Genomic DNA, 17,825 nt, shown 5'->3' with positions numbered 1-17,825 from the left:
CATCTCTAAGACTTCTGATTGGCGCGACATGCAGGGGAAGTTTGACCGTCGGGTCCTAGTGGAAATTCTCAAGCAACCGAAAAAATATCACCTTGAAGAATTCGAATATGAATTGGGGCTGCTGTCATCCTCAGCCAGAAGGATTGTTTCTGTTCCCCCTGTGATCGTGACGGATTCCTCCGCGATCTCCCCGGTCTCAGCGCTGCCTGCTGACAGCGGCAGATGTATCATAAAGGCAGTACCCCTGCCGGGCTCGCTATAAACGTCGATAAATCCTTCATGCTGCCTGATGATGCCGTAGACCATTGCGAGTCCAAGGCCAGTGCCTCTGCCCTGCTCCTTGGTCGTGAAAAAGGGCTCAAAAATCTTCTCGCGGGTCTTTGCATCCATGCCGTCACCCGTGTCAGAAACAGACAGAAGACCATACCTTCCGGTTTTGCCGTATCCGTGGTCATCAATGAACTTGCTGTCCATGAGTACTGCCTCGGTTTTGATCTCAATCCGTCCGCCTGTCGGCATGGCATCCCGGGCATTCGTAACAAGATTCATAAGCACCTGCTCGATCTGGCCGGCATCAGCAAAGACGGTCAAACCCTCCGGTGCATAGATTGTCGTAATATGAATATCTTCCCGGATAAGTCTTATCAGGAGTTTTTCGAGTTTTTTTACAATTTCGTTCAGGTTAACCGGCTTGGGGTTAATGATCTGTTTTCTGCTGAAGGCCAGAAGGCTCTGGGTAAGGGCAGTGGCCTTGTCCGAAGCCTGAAGTATCTGCTCCAGATTGATTCTGAGCGGTTCGTCCTGCGGCATCTTCATCAGTGTCAAATGGGCATAGCCTACAATGGCCGTAAGGATATTGTTAAAGTCATGAGCTACGCCGCCTGCAAGCTGCCCGATCGCCTCTATTTTCTGTGCCTGAAGGAGCTGCTCCTCCAGCCGTTTTTCTTCGGTAATATCCTGCAGTGTTTCGATAGACGCAATCAGTCTTCCGCTGTTATTAAAGATCGGTGAAGCCTCAAATGCGATGTAGCGGTCTTTGCCGCCCAGGTTTTTATACCAGCCCTCCGCCTTGATCGCGAGGGGGTTCAGTTTCGAACGGGAATAATGCTGGTACAGTTCAGCAAGATCGTCTGCCCTGTTGTCGATAATAATATCAGCGACTGTAGGTCTCTGTTCCGCGTAAAACGGTTTCCATTGGTTATCCGTCCCGATCATCTCTGCTGCGCTGCAGCCGGTAAGCTCTTCACATGCCTTATTCCAGAGCATTATGGTATGGCCGCTGTCCAGAACAAAGGTGGCTACAGTCAGGTTGTCAATAAGGTTGGAGGCGAAGTCCTGCTGCTCAGACAGGGCCTGTTCTGCTTTTTTTCTTTCCGTTATGTCCCGCACGATATGGATCACGCCGATCAATGCTCCGGATCTGTCAGCGCGGGGGAGCGCCTTAATCTCAAGATACTTGTTCAGATACGGCTCGAACAGCTCAATGACGGAAGGAGTGCCGTTTTGAAGGGTGAGGCAGCTGGGGCAGGCGTCGGGTGCCACGTCAGTTCCGTGGTATGATCTGAAACATTTCGAACCGACAATTTCCGCGGCGCTCTTTCCGAGCAGACGTTCTGCGGCCCGGTTTGTGCGAATGATATTGAAATTCCTGTCATGTATGGTGATGGCGTCGTTGATCGTATTGAAGGTGTCTTCCCAGTCGTCCTTTGCCTGACGAATGAGGTCATCAACCCGGCGGCGTTCGGTGATATCGTCAAAAGCGACGATGATCTTGTCGGCTGCCCTGGCAAACCTGAGTTCAAGTTCCTTGACGCTTCCGTCTTTGCAGACGATCTGCCGCTCCACATTTGGCATCCACTCTCCGCGAAAAAGACGGTCGGTCATGTTCTGCCATTGGCGCGCAACGCTCTGGCGAACCTCAGCATCAGGATATGCCAGAGACCACCAACGCTCAAGGGTAGGGATATCCTCCTGTGCATAACCCATAATCTCGGCATGTTTCGCGTTCACATACTCGATTGCGCCCTCTTTCGTGATCATGGAAATGGCAAGAGGGGCATCGTCCGCAATGTGGCGAAAGATCTCCTGGCTTTCGATCAGCTTCTCCTCGGCTTTTTCGCGGTCATGCACCTCCTGCTCAAGATGCATGATCGTAAGAGACAATTGATGCGTGCGGTCCCTGATCTGATCTTCAAGACCTGCCTTATACTGCTCGACGTCAAACTGGAGTTCAAACTCGTGCAAGAGCCTCCTGTTGGCAAAATATCGTATGATCAGCATGGCGCTTATGCAGGCGAATATGAGAATGCTCTCTGACGCAAAGTAGGGAACATTTATTATAGAGTCATACAGCAGGATCGGTATCAAATAACATGAATATACGATCAGTGACGAGATGAGACATATTCCGAAGTACAGGGGAATGATGCCGCTCACAAAAACACCGACCAGAATGAAGCCCGCTGCATAGGGTGACTGGTGACCGCCGAAGCGTGCGATCATCAGGGCAAGCATGGTTGAAACAGCGACTGCCGCCACGATGACAAAAAAATTCATGCGCCTCCTGGTCGAAGTCCGCCGGTTGAGAAGGTACAGCATAAAGAGAAATGCCGCCGTGCAGAGACGATAGGTAAGGAAGGCAGTAAAATTGCCCGGGGTTGCAAGATAATCGAGCGGTATGAGGGACAAAACGATGATCGGCCCGAAACCAAGTCCGATGCTTGTCCAATAGTGAAGATAGTCTTCGTAGCGTGAATTAATATACTGCTCTTTGGTCATTCTTATGATAAGGCCGGGATGTCCCCTTCCTCAGCCCAGATTGTCAATCAGATGTAAAAACATCGTATCACCTTTTGGATAATGCCGCAACCGTGATTTGTAGTTTCCGGAGTCTAAAAAATGCAGCTACGATAAGAGCTGAACGATGTACCCCTACTTAATGAAATCCCTCAGCAGTCTGTTCAGGCTCTCTACCTTGTATGGTTTTTTTAGAAATGCCTTAAAGCCCTTCGACTGGCAGTCAGACATGCTCGCATCATCAGAGTACCCGCTTGAAACCACTGCCGTTACCTCCGGGTCGATTTCCCGCAGTTTCTGCACGGTCTCGTGTCCTCCCATACCGCCCTTGATCGTCAGATCGAGAATCACCATATCAAATGGTCTGCCCCCGGCCATTGCTTCGCGGTACTGTCTGATTGCCGCCTCGCCATGTTCGGCAAACGCTACCTCATGACCGAGCGAAGAGATGAGTGCCCCGGCCACTTCCCTCACCATCTTTTCATCGTCCATAACCAGTATCCGACCTTTCCGAATATCAGCCTGCACCGGGAATTGCGAAGCCTTTTCCGCAGAGGCGGCGGCGGAGGCCGGAATATATATGGTAAAGGTAGAACCTTTTCCGAGCTCCGAGGAGACCTGTATCGTGCCGCCATGATTTCTGATAATAGAATATGAAGTCGCAAGACCGAGACCGCTGCCCTGTTTCTTTGTGGTGAAATACGGATCGAAAATTCGGCCGATATGTTCCGGCGGGATGCCGATACCCGGGTCCTGAACCGCTATGGCAACAAAATCTCCATACTCGCTGTTAATCAGCGGGGGGATGTCCGACCGATGCGCATTGCGTACGGCTATTGTTATCCGGCCTCCAAGCGCCATGGACTGTTCGGCATTCAGCACAATGTTCTGGATTACCTGGGATATCTGCCCCTCATCTCCATCGACCGGCCGGATGTCGTCATCGACCAGGAGAATGTGGTCAACGCTCGATCCGCTGAGAGAGAATCGTATGGCATTTTCGAGCACCGGGTGCAGGTTGAAAACCTTCTTTACCGGCTTGCCGCCTTTTGAGAAGGTGAGGAGCTGCGTTGTAAGATTTACGGATTGATGCAGCGCCTTCTCGGCCTCTTCAAGCATGGCCAGTGCCTTGTCTTTCTGCTCAATGGACATCTTTGCCAGGGATATATAGCCGAAGATCCCCTGAAGCAGATTGTTGAAGTCATGGGCAATACCTCCTGCCAGTGTGCCGACAGACTCGAGTTTCTGGGTCTTGATCAGCTCCTGCTCCAGTCTCTTTCTCTCCGAGATGTCCCTGATGATCGCCAGCGCATGCCATTTCCCTCCGATGTTCATTGCCGAGGTAGAGACCTCGATGGGGAACTCTGTCCCATCCTTTTTTATCGCATCCATCTCAACTGACCTGTTGATCACCGGGCCCTCTCCGGTAGCGACAAAATGAGAAAATCCTTTTCGATAGGCTTGCTGCAGTCTCGGAGGGGCGAGGAAAGCGTGGAGATCTCTGCCTACAGCCTCCTCAGAGGAGTACCCGAAGATCCGCTCAGCCGCAGGGTTCCAATTAACGATTTTCCCCAGATCATCCATAACCATGATCGCATCGGAGGCGGTCATGGTTATCGCTCTGAAGCGTTCTTCGCTTGCGCGCAGCGCAACATCAGCCTGCTTGCGCTCGGTGATGTCTCTCACGAGCGCAAGGGCATGCTTCCCTCCCCCGGCCAGCACGATGAGCGAAGTTGTTATTTCAACAGGGAACTCAGTGCCGTCTTTTCGCCTGTGTGCGGACTCAAACGATATCGGACTACCCACCTCCATCGATTGTAACGTCATGGTGAATCTGGCACTATCGAGCTTCGGATCGATATCGAATATTTTCATGCCGAGCAGTTCTTCCCGGGAATACCCCAGCTGTCTGCAGGAGGCACTGTTTACGTCAACAAACCGTCCCTCATCACTCAGCAGTTCAAACCCGTCGCCAGCCTGTTCAATGAGCGTTTTGAACCTTTTTTCGCTCTCTATCAGGGTTTCCTCAGTCTGTTTACGTGCCGTGATGTCGCGGGTCACGCCGAGCAGTGCGATAATCTCATCGTTTTCGTTGCGCAGGGGGACCGCATGGGTCTCAAGCCACAGCTGTCGACCCAGCATGCCGACCATTTGAAATTCCAGGCTGCCTGACCTCCCCTGGAAGACCTCTTTGGTGAGATCCATAAATTCTTGCCGGTGATCAGGAGCGACAAGAGGACAGACGAATTGTCCTTTGACCTGTTCCAGTGAGTCTGCCTGAATCATGTTGAGGCCGGCACGGTTCATCAAAATAAGCCTCGACTCCTCATCGATGACCTTGATGCAGTCCGGTTCCGTGTCGATAATCGTCTGGAGCATATGCTCACTCTTCTGCAGGGTCAGCTCAATCCGCTTTCGGTCGGTAATATCCTGGATAACCGCCTGTGAGTGGACAACGCTTCCGGCAGCATCCCGTTCGCCCGTGGCCGAAAGAAGCACATCAACCACATCCCCGTTTTTCTTGACGAACTGATACGACACATCTTTGACCACGCCGTCGCGAAAGAATGCGGGCTGAACAATCTCAAGGGCATATTTTTTCGATGCATCCGTATAGAAGTCGGTCACTTTTTTGCCGATGACCTCGTTCCGTTCATATCCCATGATTTTGAACCAGTAATCATTGGCCTCGACCACGACCCCGTTGCGGTCTATGGAATGCAGCAGGATGGGAGTTTCATTATAGAGCCGCCGGTATTTTGCTTCACTCTTTTGCAATGCCAATTCCGACTGTTTTCGCTCGGTTATATCAAAGCCTACAACCGCAATCCTCGAGACCTCTCCGCTGCTGTCGAGGATTGGCGCAATGAGCGAATCGTTCCATCTGCCCCCGCGTTCATCTTCGTAACGGACCATCTTCTTATCTTTCAGGACCTGCTCAAAATGTGCCCTTCGTCTCTCTGCAACCTCAGGAGGGAAAAGGTCCCAGACGACGAGCCCGATGACATCCGTCCGCGTTTTGCCGAACCGCTGGGCGAATGTTTCGTTTGCATCAAGGCATTTTCCATCCCGGTCAAGCAGGAACGCTGCCGCCACAGGAATATCCAGAAGCGTGCGTGCTGTCGCTTCGCTCTCTCGCAGCGCGGTTTCCGTCATCTTGCGCATAGTGATGTCAGTTATGACGCCGATCAGGCCGAGTTCATTGCCCCGGACATCATGAAAACGCCTGCCTGCAAGGTGTCCCCAGAACTCGGCCCCATCCTTTTTCAGGTAAAGGCGTTCGAGATCAACGGACGGTATTTTGCTCGCCAGCAACGCCAGCATTTTCTGCCTGCCAATCTCGCGCTCAAGCGGATGAACATGATCAACATATTCGCTTCCGATAAGCTCTTCCATCGGGCAGCCGAACATGTCTGCCATGCGGTTATTGGCAGTTGTGATATGGCCGGTCTTGTCTATGAGAAAGATCGCGACACTTGCCGTGTCCATAATCTGTCTCAACATGGCCTCACGTTCGGCAATTTCTTCTGCAGCCTTCGTGCGCTCCGAGATATCCCTGAGGATTACCAGCGTGTGGTTTTCACCATGTTCCGGGTAGAGCGAAACGCTCACCTCCATATCGAACTCTGTGCCGTCTGCCCGCAGCCCTCGCGTCTCATAAAGAGAGGTGACCGTTTCGCCATGAGAGCGGCGACGGATGTAATCGCTGATTTGAGCACGGCTGGCCGGAGCGATCAGGTCCAGGACCGGTCTGCCGGTGATATCGTAATCCCGGGGAAAACCGAACAGATCAAGATATGCATTATTCACCAGCAGATGAATTCCGGCTTTTGACACCCCGACAGCATCCCGTGAACTATCGAAGAGCGCGCGGTACATGGCTGTTCCGTCAAAAGATAATTTCTCGGTTTTCCGGAGGCCTTCAGGGTCTTTTTGTCTATCGTCCATGCCTCTAATTTTACGTTATGACAAGGCGAATGACAAATCAAATTTATGACAGCGAGTTGCGCCTGCAGCAGGAACATTGGGATCCGTTCCTCTGAATATGATGAGGTTGGAGATACCTGCGCGCTGACAAGACTGCAGACTACGAAAAGAATGGGTCCAGGCAGTTCTTCAGGGAATCAATCCTGTAGGGTTTGTTCAGAACCGCTGAAAAACCATAGGCAGGAAAGTCGGCTACGATAGGACTGTCTGCATATCCGCTCGATACAACTGCCTTGACCTCAGGGGCAATCTCCCGGATCTTTGCGATCGCCTCTTCTCCTCCCATCCCGCCCTTTACCGTAAGATCCAGGATCACCAGATCAAAGGGTCTGCCGGCATCCCTCGCCTGCCGGAACAGCTCTATCGCCCTCATACCGTCTTCTGCCCCTTCCACCTCATGGCCAAGGGCTGCGATCATCTCCCTTGCAACATTTCGCACCAGCTCTTCGTCGTCCATCAGCAGTACCCTGCCCTTCCTTGTCCCCGCAGCTGCTGTAGTGGCCGCTGCCGTTCCAATCTCTGTGCCCCTGGACGCCGGAAGATAAATGGTGAAGGTGGTGCCCCGGTTCACCTCTGATTTTACCTCAATAACTCCACCGTGGTTCTTTATGATCGAATACGATGTCGCCAGCCCCAGGCCGCTGCCTTTCTGCTTGGTCGTAAAGTAAGGATCGAAGATCTTTGCCAGGTTCGGCTCTGGTATGCCTGTGCCGGTGTCCTCGATAGCTATCCGCACAAACTGCCCTCCATCAGGCAGCAGCAGGTTGGCCCTTGAGGGCATCTCAACATTGCTGATTGCGATCGTTATCGTGCACTGCCTGCCATTGCCTCATTGGCATTGAGCACAATGTTCTGTATCACCTGCGCAAGCTGCCCTGCATCCGCCTCCACTGTCCAAAGATCGGAAAGTATGTCCAGCCGAAAGTCTGTATGGGAACCGCTCAGAGCGAACTTCACCGCATTTTCAATTACCGGCGCGATCCTGATCAGCTTCTTCAGCGGCTTGCCGCCCTTGGAAAACGTAAGCAGCTGGGTCGTGAGATTGACCGACAAATGAAGGGCTTCTTCTGCCTGATCGAGCATGGCAAGTGACTTTTCCTTCTGATCATGGGTGATCTTTGCCATCGAGATATACCCAAACACACCCTGAAGCAGATTATTACAGTCATGGGCTATGCCGCCGGCAAGCGTGCCGATCGATTCGAGCTTCTGGGTCCTGAGCCGCTCTTCTTCAAGCAGGTATTTTTCAGTGATGTTGTTGATTACCTCAATGACAGAGGTGACGTTGCCTTCTGTGTCTTTGATCGGAAAGGCCTTGGTCTCCACGTAGAGGATATTGCCGCCGGCATCTTTGTGGCGGTGCAGGGCTGTGTGGGGTATTCCTTTTTCAAATGCATGGCGTGCTGCACATTCTTCGCCCTCTTCGAAGCAGGGACGTTCAGTTTTATGCGATATCTCGTAACAGTGTCTGCCGATAATCTTCTCGTCGCATCCGCCCACCTGACTGCAATAGGCCTTGTTGGCCGTAAGTATACGGTAGTCCCGGTCGAGGACGATGAACCCTTCGTCCACGGTGTCGAGGATGCTCCTGATGAACTGCTCGCTCCGGCTGATCTTCTCCTCTGCCGCTTTCCGGGCAGTAACATCGCGCGTTACGCCCAGCGCAGCAAAGATCTCATTGCTATCGTTCAACAGAGGCACGGCATGGGTTTCCATCCAGAGGTGACGGCCCTTCAGACCTGTGATCTCAAACAGAAGCTTTCCGGCCTCTCCCTGAAAGACTCGCCTGGTCAGATCCATGAACGGCTGCCGGTATTCGGCCGTGATCAGGGGGGAGACGCTTTGACCTTTTACCTGTTCTAATGAGTCGGCCTCTATCATCTCAAGGCCCGCCCGGTTCATCATGATGAGGTTGGCATCCTTGTCGAGCAGCTTCACGCATTCCGGCTCGGTGTCAATGATCGTTTGGAGCATTCGCTCGCTCGCCCGCAGGGCATCTACCGCCCGCCTGCGGTCCGTGATGTCCTGCCAGATAGTGTGGAAGAACATTTGACCGGACAACTCCAAAGTCTGGATTATGACAAATACGTCCCGTATATCACCCTGTTTTGTTCTATGCTTCACTTCAAATCGGTCTTTTCCGTCCCTGAAAACTTTCTCAAAACGTAAACTGATGTCGGCCTGGCTTTCTACAGGGTCGATGTCCGCTATCTGCAGCGTGGAAAATTCCTCACGGGTGTATCCCAGCTGCTCGCAAACCGCATCGTTGAAACTGACTATTTCACCCTTTGCGTTCATCAGTAAGACGCCATCAGGCGATTGGTCGAAAAAGATCCTGTACCGTCGTTCGCTCTCACGCAGGGCTGCCTCGGTCTTTTTGCGCCTGGTAATGTCAACATGTGTTCCGATCAGACGGACGGGTTTGCCGCCATCGTCACGTACAAGGATGGCACGGGACAGGATATCAAGATAGTGGCCGCCCTTATGCTGCATGCGAAACTCGACCTCAAACTTGTCCATATGACCTTCAACGACTTCACCAACCAGCGCAAGGGTGGTATCCTGATCAACAGGGCTGACCAGCCGCTTCCAGGTGTCAAGGGTATTATCAAGCTCGTCCTCTGCATAGCCGAGCATCGATTTCCAGCGGGGAGAATAGTACACTTCGTCGGTCAGCAGATTCCAATCCCATAACCCGTCGTTTGCGCCCTGCATGGCTAACCGAAAACGCTCTTCGCTCTTTAAAAGCTTCTCCTCTGTCCTTCTCTGCTGAGTAATATCGCGGAAACTCCACACCCTGCCGACCGGACAGCCATTGATTTTCTGTGGTTGTGAATATCGTTCAAAGGTGCGGCCATCCTTAAATTCCAAAATATCAAAACTATTTGCTTCAGGTGTAGCGTACAAGGCCTTTACCTTGGCGACGAACTTGTCCGGATATTTCAATTGATCGAGTACAAAATCCAGGGCCTTCTGGTCGTCATGCGGGTCGAGGACCGTCTTGGGGATCTTCCACAGTCTGGCGAACTGTTCGTTGAAGCCGACAATTTTGCCATCCCTGTTTACAATGAGGATCCCGTCAGCTGTCGATTCGAGAGCCGCAGTCAGAAGGGACAGAGAATGGTTGAGTTGATCCTCTGTCTTCCTGCGGTCGGTGACATCCTGTGCAGTTCCCGTATAAGCGATCGGCTTTGCGTCACGGTCAGAATGAACCCTGACCTCCTCGTGAACGTATTTAACCGAGCCGTCAGGCAGGAGGATGCGGTAATCGGACCGGTAGGGCAGGCCGGATTCAATCTGTTTTTTCAGCTCCTCCCTGTCCTCAGGATGGACCCGGCCTAAAAAACGTTCCATAGTGACCGGGCCGTCCTCGCTGCGCAGGTCAAACATCCGGTAGAGTTCATCAGACCACCAGAGGCTTTCGCTTGAAACGTCATACCGCCAGCTTCCGATCTTTGCCAGCCTTTGAGCGTCTCTCAATTGCTCTTCACGTATTTTAAGCGCATCTTCAGTCAGGGCGCCCGATCGATCTTTCTGTAATTCATCCATGTCATTCTCATTTTACGCTACGATTTTGCAAATGACAAATATCGTCATTCGTTTCATACATCCTTTTGCAATTTTTAGACCGTGACGTTACGATACAGAATGGACGGCCGAAACCGGACAAAAACAATCCTTCAGGGTGAACGAAGTGACCGCATATGCTCTGCCCTGTTTGGTGGAGGACTCTGGTCGTACCGCCAGGCAGGGCTGCGGATCGAAGACATTGTTAAGGCGCCTGATGCGTTTGCCGAAGGACTTGCCGCTGTTTTTGGGGACCTGAAGACGGATATTGTCTTTGCAGGCTCCGGCCTGAACTCCTTTCCTGCCGAAGCGATCGGAGGCCATCTGGCCTTCCGTGGGGAGCAGGCCCCGCTTCTGTCGTTTCCCCTCATCCAGAGTGTTGAAGACGCCAGATACTTTGCCGACATCGATATTGCCCACTCGCCCCACAGCCTTGCTTTGGTGGAGATGATCGGAGGTCTGCGGTCCAGGCTTCCTGACCGGTACATCTGCGCTACCTCATGGGGACCCTTTACCTGGGCCATGATCCTCTGCGACTGGCATCTGTTGCAGGAAAAAGTGCTGAGCGACAGGGCGTTTGTCATGGAGGTCTGCGACCTGGGCGTCCGTCTTTCATTTGCACTCTATGAGCCTCTTATCGATCGGGGTCTCATTGACGGTATTTCGGTCCCTGACGGCGCTGTTTCGCTCATATCGGAGGATCTTTACCGGGAGGCTGTTATTCCGTATGAAAAAAAACTCTTTGAGCTGGTCAGGGCCCGCGGTGCCGGCTGTTTTCTTCATCAGTGCGGCAATATCAGTCAGCAGATTGCGCTCTATCCGGAGTCCGGGGCGGACTGTATAACAGTCGATGCGGGAGTCCCGATCGGCGATGTGTACCGTCTTTATCGCGATTGTCTTGTGACTGCAGGAAATGTAGATGTGATCAATACCATTTACGGAGGGGGGCAGGACAGTATCTGCCGCGCGGTTGCGCAATGCGTTGCAGGCATATCCGATCCGCTGTACCGCTATATCCTGATGCCGTCCTGCGATCCGCCTCCCGACACCGACCTGCAAAGAGTGCAGGAGTTCCTCTCCTGTGCAGAGCATATTGATGTATCGGGCTGCGAAAAACGGTAAAATATCAGCATGAAAAAAGATCTTGTTTTTGTCGGCGGCGGCCATGCGCATCTGACCGCTCTTTTCAAACTAAGGGATTACGTTGATCGGGGCCACAGGGTAACCGTAATCAGTTCTTCGGCATATCAATACTATTCAGGTATGGGGCCGGGCATGTTGTCCGGCATATACCGGCCGCAGGAGATACGCTTTAACATAAAAAAAATGACCGAAGACCGCGGCGGAGTCTTTATGGAAGACAGGGTATCCGGCATACAGCCCCAGACGAAGTCGCTTTCTCTGGTTTCGGGAACGAGTATTGGCTATGATGTGGTCTCTTTCAATACAGGCAGTGAGGTTTCATTGTCATCGACTGCAGGCCCTTCAGCCCGTATCTTCACGGTCAAACCTATTGGTAATCTGCTTAAGGCGAAGAAGGAGATCGAAGCGGGTGCAGGTCAAAAGACCCTTCGCATCACGGTTGTTGGCGGCGGCCCTGCCGGGGTTGAAATCACAGGCAATGTATGGCGGCTGCTACGGGGTCTGGACGGTAAGGCTGAGATTACCCTCGTTGCCGGAAGCAGGATGCTTCATGCCCTTCCGGATCGTGTGCGAAGGCTTGCAAGGGAATCATTTCTTGCAAGGGGTATCAGCGTAATGGAGGGCAGGCGTGTAAAGGCTGTCGAAGAGGATAGGGTGGTTTTCGATGACAACACTTCCCAGGGCTTTGATATTGCCCTGATCGCCACGGGGGTAAGGCCGTCAGCACTCTTCAGGGATTCCGGGTTGCCGGTCGGTCCTGACAACGGCCTCCTGGTGAACAGCCATCTTCAGAGTATTGCGTATCCCGGGATATTCGGCGGCGGCGATTGTATCAGTCTTGAAGGTCACAAACTGGCAAAGGTGGGTGTCTATGCGGTCCGGGAGAATATGGTCCTCTTCAACAATCTTATGGCATCCCTTGAAGGCGGCGAGTTGGAGACGTTCATACCGCAGCAGCAGTATATGCTTATCTTTAATCTTGGAAACGGCAGAGGGGTACTCTGGCGCGGGAAGTTCGTCTGGCATGGCAGAATTCCCTTTCTTCTGAAGGACTACATTGACCGAAGGTTCATGCGGACGTTTCAGGTATCGGGAGAGCAGCTTGAATAGGAATGGAACGCCCTATCAGCGCCGGCTATTCATGATGCAGTAATCATCAGTCGCATTCATGTATTGAAGAGTCCTCGGCGCATTTCTTCTCGTCTTCAAGTCGTTCATACGTTTCGGGGCTCACCTTTTTAAGGCATTCGGGACAGATGCCATGGGAGAATTCTGCGTCTGAATGCTCAGACACATAGACATCGAGCATTTTCCAGTAGCCCTTGTCATCGCGGATCTTTTTGCACCACGCACAGACCGGCAAGAGGCCGCTCAGTGTTTTAATCTCCTTCAGAGCTGTTTGCAGTTGGGTGATTATTAATTCCCTTTCGTCCTCTATCTGCTTACGGGCAGCTATCATAGTATTGAACGTGCGGGCAAGATGCCCGATTTCATCATCTGAAGATGAGTCAAAATTGAGGTTAAAATTGCCCTGCGATGCCTGTTCAGCAGTCTTTGCGAGCCCTAACAGAGGTTTTGTGATGATACGTGCAAGGACCGTGAAGACGACTCCTGCAAGGACCATGGTTGCCGAGATCAGCCAGGTGATCGACCAGATAATACTTCTCGTCTCCTTCTGTATTGATGTTTCCGAGAGGCCGATATGGAGCTGTCCGATCTCTCCCCTGAGAAGCGGAATGGAGATATCAATGAGCGAAGACTTCCCTGTCGAGAAACGCATAGTGGCATAGTTCTTTCCGGCCGGAACCGGATTTATACCCTTCAACTCTGTAGGAAATCCATTCTCAAAGGTATGGGCAATAACACTGCCGCTCTTATTGCTGACAAAGGCATATTCGATATCCTGTTCGTCACCGAGACGGTCCTTGAGCATCAGCTCAAGAGCAAGGAAATTTTCGGTAAGAACCCGGTTGATAACCTCAGGCGCCATCAGGTTTGCAATGGTGACGCCGCGAAGCTGAAGCCGTGCTTCAAGTTTATGGTAGACCGAGGTCATATTGAACGCAAGCAGTATTGCCCCCGAAACGATAAGAATGCCGAAGACAGCGATAAGCAGTTTTGATCGTATCGTGAGACGGATTTTCATTATGAGGCTATTTCACCCCTTTTTGTTTATCAATCCAGACCTTCATCTCCCGGATTGAATCATAGGCCTTATCCTCGATGGTGACAAAGCGGTCGATATGCATCTTCCTGAGAATTTCGGCCCCCTTCGGATCGGTATGGGATTCAAGAAAAATCTTGCGGAGCTGCTCTTTAAGCCCGGCGTTCAGTCCTTTTGGAACGACAACCGGAGGTATCCCATACGGCGGCGATTTCAGGATGATCCGCGTCTTTGACGTGAATTTGGGTGACGTCCTGTTTGCATATTCCCAGATAAGACTGTCAACGGCAGCGCCATCGACCACTCCCTCGGCAACGGCCTGAATTGCCTTGTCATGGGAGCCGAGATAGGAATATTTGCCGAAGAAAGAATCAGGTGTTTCCTGCATCTTTGCAAGCATGTATGTCGGCACCAGTTTTCCCGAATTGGAGAGCGGGTCGGTAAAGGCAAAGCGTTTCCCCCTGAGATCGTTCAGCTGCTGAAAAGGACTGTTCCTGTTGACGATGATATACGAGTAGTAAACCGTTTCACCGTAGGCGACCGGCGCAGCAAGGAGTTCCATATCAAACTCTTTCTTGCCGTCCACATAGGGGCCGCCGCAGACAAAGGCCAGATCAACCTGCCCAGTTGCGACCAGTTTGTTGATCTCGGCATAATCTTCGCGGTCCACAAATTCGACCGGTTTTTCCATCTTTTCGCCTATGTAATCAAGAAACTGCCGGTAATAGGCAAAACCCTCACGCGGGGTTATCATACCCCCTACCGCAATTCGTATTGCCTTGCCATTCTTTTTTTCAGCTACTACTGCCTTGCGTTTTTCCAGATTGATCTTTTGCGGGGGATTCTGGTTACAGCCGGCGATTAGCTGCAGCATAACGAAGATAAGAAGACATCTGAACAGGGACGGCAAGATCATGGTATCCTCCTTATGGCGTCTGCGCGCATCTCTGGTTATTACTTCGACAAATTCCGGTGAAAACTTTAGACTTATTGAAGCTCCCATCGATGAATATGCTCCTTTGACTTTTGATAGCTGACTGCCTGTCACGGACGAGGGAAATGTGCCAGGTCTTCGACCCTGTCCGTATCGGCGAGAACAGGCGTGTATGCAACAGTCAGGTGCAGCTCTTCTATTACCCCGACTGTCTGCTCAAGAACTTCTGCCGTGCTCCACGTAATATTTAGGAATATCTCCGGATGCGGCTTTTTCATGCCGATCAAATAATATCCGCCGTCTTTGGCCGGGCCGATCACGAGGTCCGCATGATCGAGTGCGGTAAAGGCACCGGCTATAACATCCGAGTTCAGGCCGGGAATATCGGCCCCGGTCAGGACAGCCCTTTCAGCGCCGTGGGTCAGCAATTCCCTGATCGCGTTGTCCATCCTTTCGCCAATGTCATTGCCCTGCTGCAGGACGAAATGATTCCCCGGCAGCCATTGTTCGAAGTCACCAAGCCGCTCCGGCGGATCGTAAAGAATGATACGTCTATAGTTCTGCCCGACCGGCAACGTGTTTATTATGACCAGCTCAGTGATATCCCGATAGATCTCCGCGGCCTTTTTATGGCCGACATCTCTTGCCAGACGCGTTTTCACCCGGCCCGGCTCAGGATATTTGATCATAATGCCGTACACATTCCTGTTCATCGGTAATAGAACCTCGCGAGCCGTTCTGGGCTGACGCCAAGCTGATAGAGCAGCATGGTAATCTGGTTTATGAGCGCGGTTTTCACCAGACCTTTGCCGATCCACCTGCGTCCTGACGTGACTGCCCTGCAACTGAGCAGGGCGATTTCTCCATTTGATTTCATGCGTTTGATTATATCAACATCCTCCATGAGCGGTATCTCCTTATACCCGCCGAGTTTCTGAAAGACGCTCTTTCTGATAAAGATCGCCTGATCGCCGTAGGGAAGCCGGAAGACCCGGCAGCGCATCCTGACCCATGCTTCAACAAACCGATATTTCGGAGAAGGATCATCTATGCTGAAGCTGAACGCCCCTCCGATGACGGATGGATCATCAAAAGCAGAACAGACCTCTTTTGACCAACCCTGTTCAAGAAGGGTATCAGCATGAAGAAAGAGAAGAAAGTCACCCGCTGCGACTGCACTGCCGGCGTTCATCTGAACCCCGCGTCCTTTCCCGGATTCCACCCATTGAACCCCGTGGCACTTCTCTGCGATCTCTTTTGACCTGTCCGTGCTGCCGCCATCGGCGACAATGAGCTCACCTGAAAAGGCCTCTTGCCTGAGGGATTCCATGCAGCGTGCGAGATGCATCTCTTCATTGAGCACCGGAATGATTACGGAGATCATCGCGCGCTACGGGTAAAGGGCATGAGAAGAAGGCTGAGTAGTCCAAGGCCCTCTGGCGTGCGGTATGAACCGAGACCGATCACGATCCCTTCCTGGGGTACATCGTGCCGCAGAGTTCCGAGAATCCGGTCCCAGATCGAGAGGATCGTACCGTAGTTCGTATTGCGCTCCGGAATCACGACCGAGTGATGGATCCGGTGCATGGATGGCGGCACAAAGAAAAGCCAGAAGAACTTCTCGAACCATAGCGGAACTTTGACGCTGCTGTGCTGGAACTGTGCCGTCAGTCCCAGGAGGCTTTCGAAGAGGATGACGCTCGCCACGTTTGCACCGATAAGATAGATCAGGCCGATCTTGATGCCGGAAGAAAGCGCAAGTTCACCGATATGAAAGCGGCTCGCGGTTGACACATCCATATTCAGATCACTGTGATGCACGCGGTGAAAACGCCAAAGGATAGGGAGCCGGTGATTTAAAATATGCCAGAAGTAAAATACGAAGTCCATGAATATGACCGCCAGAAAAACCCTCTGCCAGAAAGGCAGATTGAAGTTGTTCAATATGCCGATATGGTTTGCTGAGACATCAAGAGAGATATTGATCGTCGCCGTGGCAAAAAGAAGGCTGAGGACTACGCTGTTTAATATGGTGAGTGAGATGTTGGTTAAAAGCCTTTCGGTCTTCGGCACTGATGAGGGGCGATAGGGCCGCAAATACTCAAAACACAGAAAAACAAAAAAGCCTCCCCATGAGGCCAGTCCGCGAAAAAGGGCAATCGTTCTTATCGATAGTTCCATAGTCTGTTACTTAGTCAGCCTTATTATAAAAATTGTAGCAGAAAAATTGATAATGGCAGGATATTATTTCGGTTATGAACTTGGTAAGATAGAGCCATGAGGTTTCAGGATAAGGTCAGTGCACTCCAGTCAGGACCGCTCAGGGCAGTTTCCGTATCTACGCTCCAGATCAACCTCGGCTATGTCTGCAATATGACCTGCAGCCACTGTCATGTCGATGCCGGGCCGCTGCGCAGCGAAGCGATGAAGAGAGAGACCGCTGAAATGGTGCTCTCGGTTTTGAGGGATACTACGATCAGCATACTTGACATCACCGGCGGTGCTCCTGAGCTGAACCCGAACTTTATGTTTTTGGTTGAGGAGAGCAGGAGGCTCGGCAGGCAGGTGATTATCCGCAGCAATCTCACCGTGCTCGCTGACCCGCGTTATGAATATCTCTTTGACCTGTTTGGCCGCCATGATCTGGAGATTACCGGTTCCCTGCCCTGCTATACCGAGGGGAATGTGGACAGCATGCGGGGCAAGGGTGCCTTCCGACGGAGCGTTCAAGTCCTGAAGCGGCTGAACGCGATCGGATATGGAACAGGGAATTCAGCAAAACGGCTCCATCTGGCGTACAACCCTGGAGGGGCGTTTCTCCCTGCATCGCAGGCTCAGCTCGAAGGAGACTACAAAAGGGTTCTCATGGAGGAACACGGCATATCCTTCGATCATCTTTTCATGTTTGCCAACGTGGCTGTCGGCAGGTTCTCGAAGGTCCTTGAGGAGGCAGGCAAGGAAGAGCAGTATCACGATCTCCTAAAATGTTCCTTTAACGCAAATGCCCTGCCAGGGCTCATGTGCAGATACATGATCAGTGTGGGTTGGGATGGCAGGCTCTATGACTGCGATTTTAACCAGGTGCTGGATATCCCTCTTGATGAAACCTGTCCGCAGCATGTACGCACCTTTGACCTTGGCGCTCTCTCCGGGCGCGCTATTGCGGTGGGCGATCATTGTTTCGCATGCACTGCCGGCAAAGGATTCACGTGAGCAGGCTCGATTCGATAGCAG

The 17,825-nt window shown here is 52.1% G+C and carries 12 protein-coding genes; 3 read left to right on the top strand and 9 right to left on the bottom strand.

Annotated elements, in window-relative coordinates; translation table 11 throughout:
• Nucleotides 1–87: 87 nt before the first annotated feature.
• The 4 genes from HZB31_13415 to HZB31_13400 form a co-directional block, all read right to left on the bottom strand.
• Nucleotides 88–2,778 carry a PAS domain S-box protein gene (locus tag HZB31_13415; protein MBI5848918.1) on the bottom strand — a complete coding sequence of 897 codons (2,691 nt, stop codon included), beginning with the start codon at nucleotides 2,776–2,778 and terminating at the stop codon, nucleotides 88–90.
• 153 nt (nucleotides 2,779–2,931) lie between these two features.
• Nucleotides 2,932–6,744: a PAS domain S-box protein gene (locus tag HZB31_13410; GenBank protein MBI5848917.1), complete on the bottom strand. Its 3,813-nt coding sequence runs from the start codon at nucleotides 6,742–6,744 to the stop codon at nucleotides 2,932–2,934.
• 139 nt (nucleotides 6,745–6,883) lie between these two features.
• Nucleotides 6,884–7,564, bottom strand: a complete 681-nt coding sequence (locus HZB31_13405; GenBank protein ID MBI5848916.1) for a response regulator — start codon at nucleotides 7,562–7,564, stop codon at nucleotides 6,884–6,886.
• A gap of 23 nt (nucleotides 7,565–7,587) precedes the next feature.
• Nucleotides 7,588–10,332 (bottom strand): PAS domain S-box protein, encoded by a 2,745-nt coding sequence (locus tag HZB31_13400; GenBank protein ID MBI5848915.1) that lies wholly within the window; start codon nucleotides 10,330–10,332, stop codon nucleotides 7,588–7,590.
• Nucleotides 10,333–10,431: 99 nt separating this feature from the next.
• Between HZB31_13400 and HZB31_13395 the strand changes: the two genes are divergently transcribed.
• On the top strand, nucleotides 10,432–11,472 hold the full coding sequence (locus HZB31_13395) for a hypothetical protein (GenBank protein MBI5848914.1): 1,041 nt from the start codon (nucleotides 10,432–10,434) through the stop codon (nucleotides 11,470–11,472).
• 9 nt (nucleotides 11,473–11,481) lie between these two features.
• Nucleotides 11,482–12,603 (top strand): FAD-dependent oxidoreductase, encoded by a 1,122-nt coding sequence (locus tag HZB31_13390; protein ID MBI5848913.1) that lies wholly within the window; start codon nucleotides 11,482–11,484, stop codon nucleotides 12,601–12,603.
• Nucleotides 12,604–12,649: 46 nt separating this feature from the next.
• Here the strand turns inward: HZB31_13390 and HZB31_13385 are convergent, their stop codons facing one another.
• From HZB31_13385 to HZB31_13365, 5 genes are all read right to left on the bottom strand, one after another.
• A complete protein-coding gene (locus HZB31_13385; GenBank protein MBI5848912.1) occupies nucleotides 12,650–13,639 on the bottom strand; it encodes a HAMP domain-containing protein in 990 nt (329 codons plus the stop codon).
• Between the two features lie 7 nt (nucleotides 13,640–13,646).
• Nucleotides 13,647–14,570, bottom strand: a complete 924-nt coding sequence (phnD, locus tag HZB31_13380) for a phosphate/phosphite/phosphonate ABC transporter substrate-binding protein (GenBank protein MBI5848911.1) — start codon at nucleotides 14,568–14,570, stop codon at nucleotides 13,647–13,649.
• Nucleotides 14,571–14,701: 131 nt separating this feature from the next.
• On the bottom strand, nucleotides 14,702–15,304 hold the full coding sequence (locus HZB31_13375) for a TIGR04282 family arsenosugar biosynthesis glycosyltransferase (GenBank protein ID MBI5848910.1): 603 nt from the start codon (nucleotides 15,302–15,304) through the stop codon (nucleotides 14,702–14,704).
• Nucleotides 15,301–15,975, bottom strand: coding sequence for a TIGR04283 family arsenosugar biosynthesis glycosyltransferase (locus HZB31_13370; protein MBI5848909.1), 675 nt, complete (start codon nucleotides 15,973–15,975; stop codon nucleotides 15,301–15,303). The genes HZB31_13375 and HZB31_13370 overlap by 4 nt, the downstream gene beginning before the upstream one ends.
• Nucleotides 15,972–16,772: a sterol desaturase family protein gene (locus HZB31_13365; protein MBI5848908.1), complete on the bottom strand. Its 801-nt coding sequence runs from the start codon at nucleotides 16,770–16,772 to the stop codon at nucleotides 15,972–15,974. Before HZB31_13365 ends, HZB31_13370 begins: the two co-directional genes overlap by 4 nt.
• Nucleotides 16,773–16,868: 96 nt before the next feature.
• On the opposite strand from HZB31_13365, the gene arsS reads away from it, so the two are divergent.
• Entirely contained in the window at nucleotides 16,869–17,804 is a 936-nt protein-coding gene (gene arsS, locus HZB31_13360) for an arsenosugar biosynthesis radical SAM protein ArsS (protein MBI5848907.1), read from the top strand.
• The last annotated feature ends 21 nt before the right edge of the window (nucleotides 17,805–17,825 follow it).

The organism is Nitrospirota bacterium, from assembly GCA_016235245.1.
Lineage (GTDB): Bacteria > Nitrospirota > Thermodesulfovibrionia > Thermodesulfovibrionales > UBA6898 > UBA6898.
The sequence above is the reverse complement of the archived record's forward strand: the minus strand, read 5'-3'. Positions and strand labels throughout refer to the sequence as shown.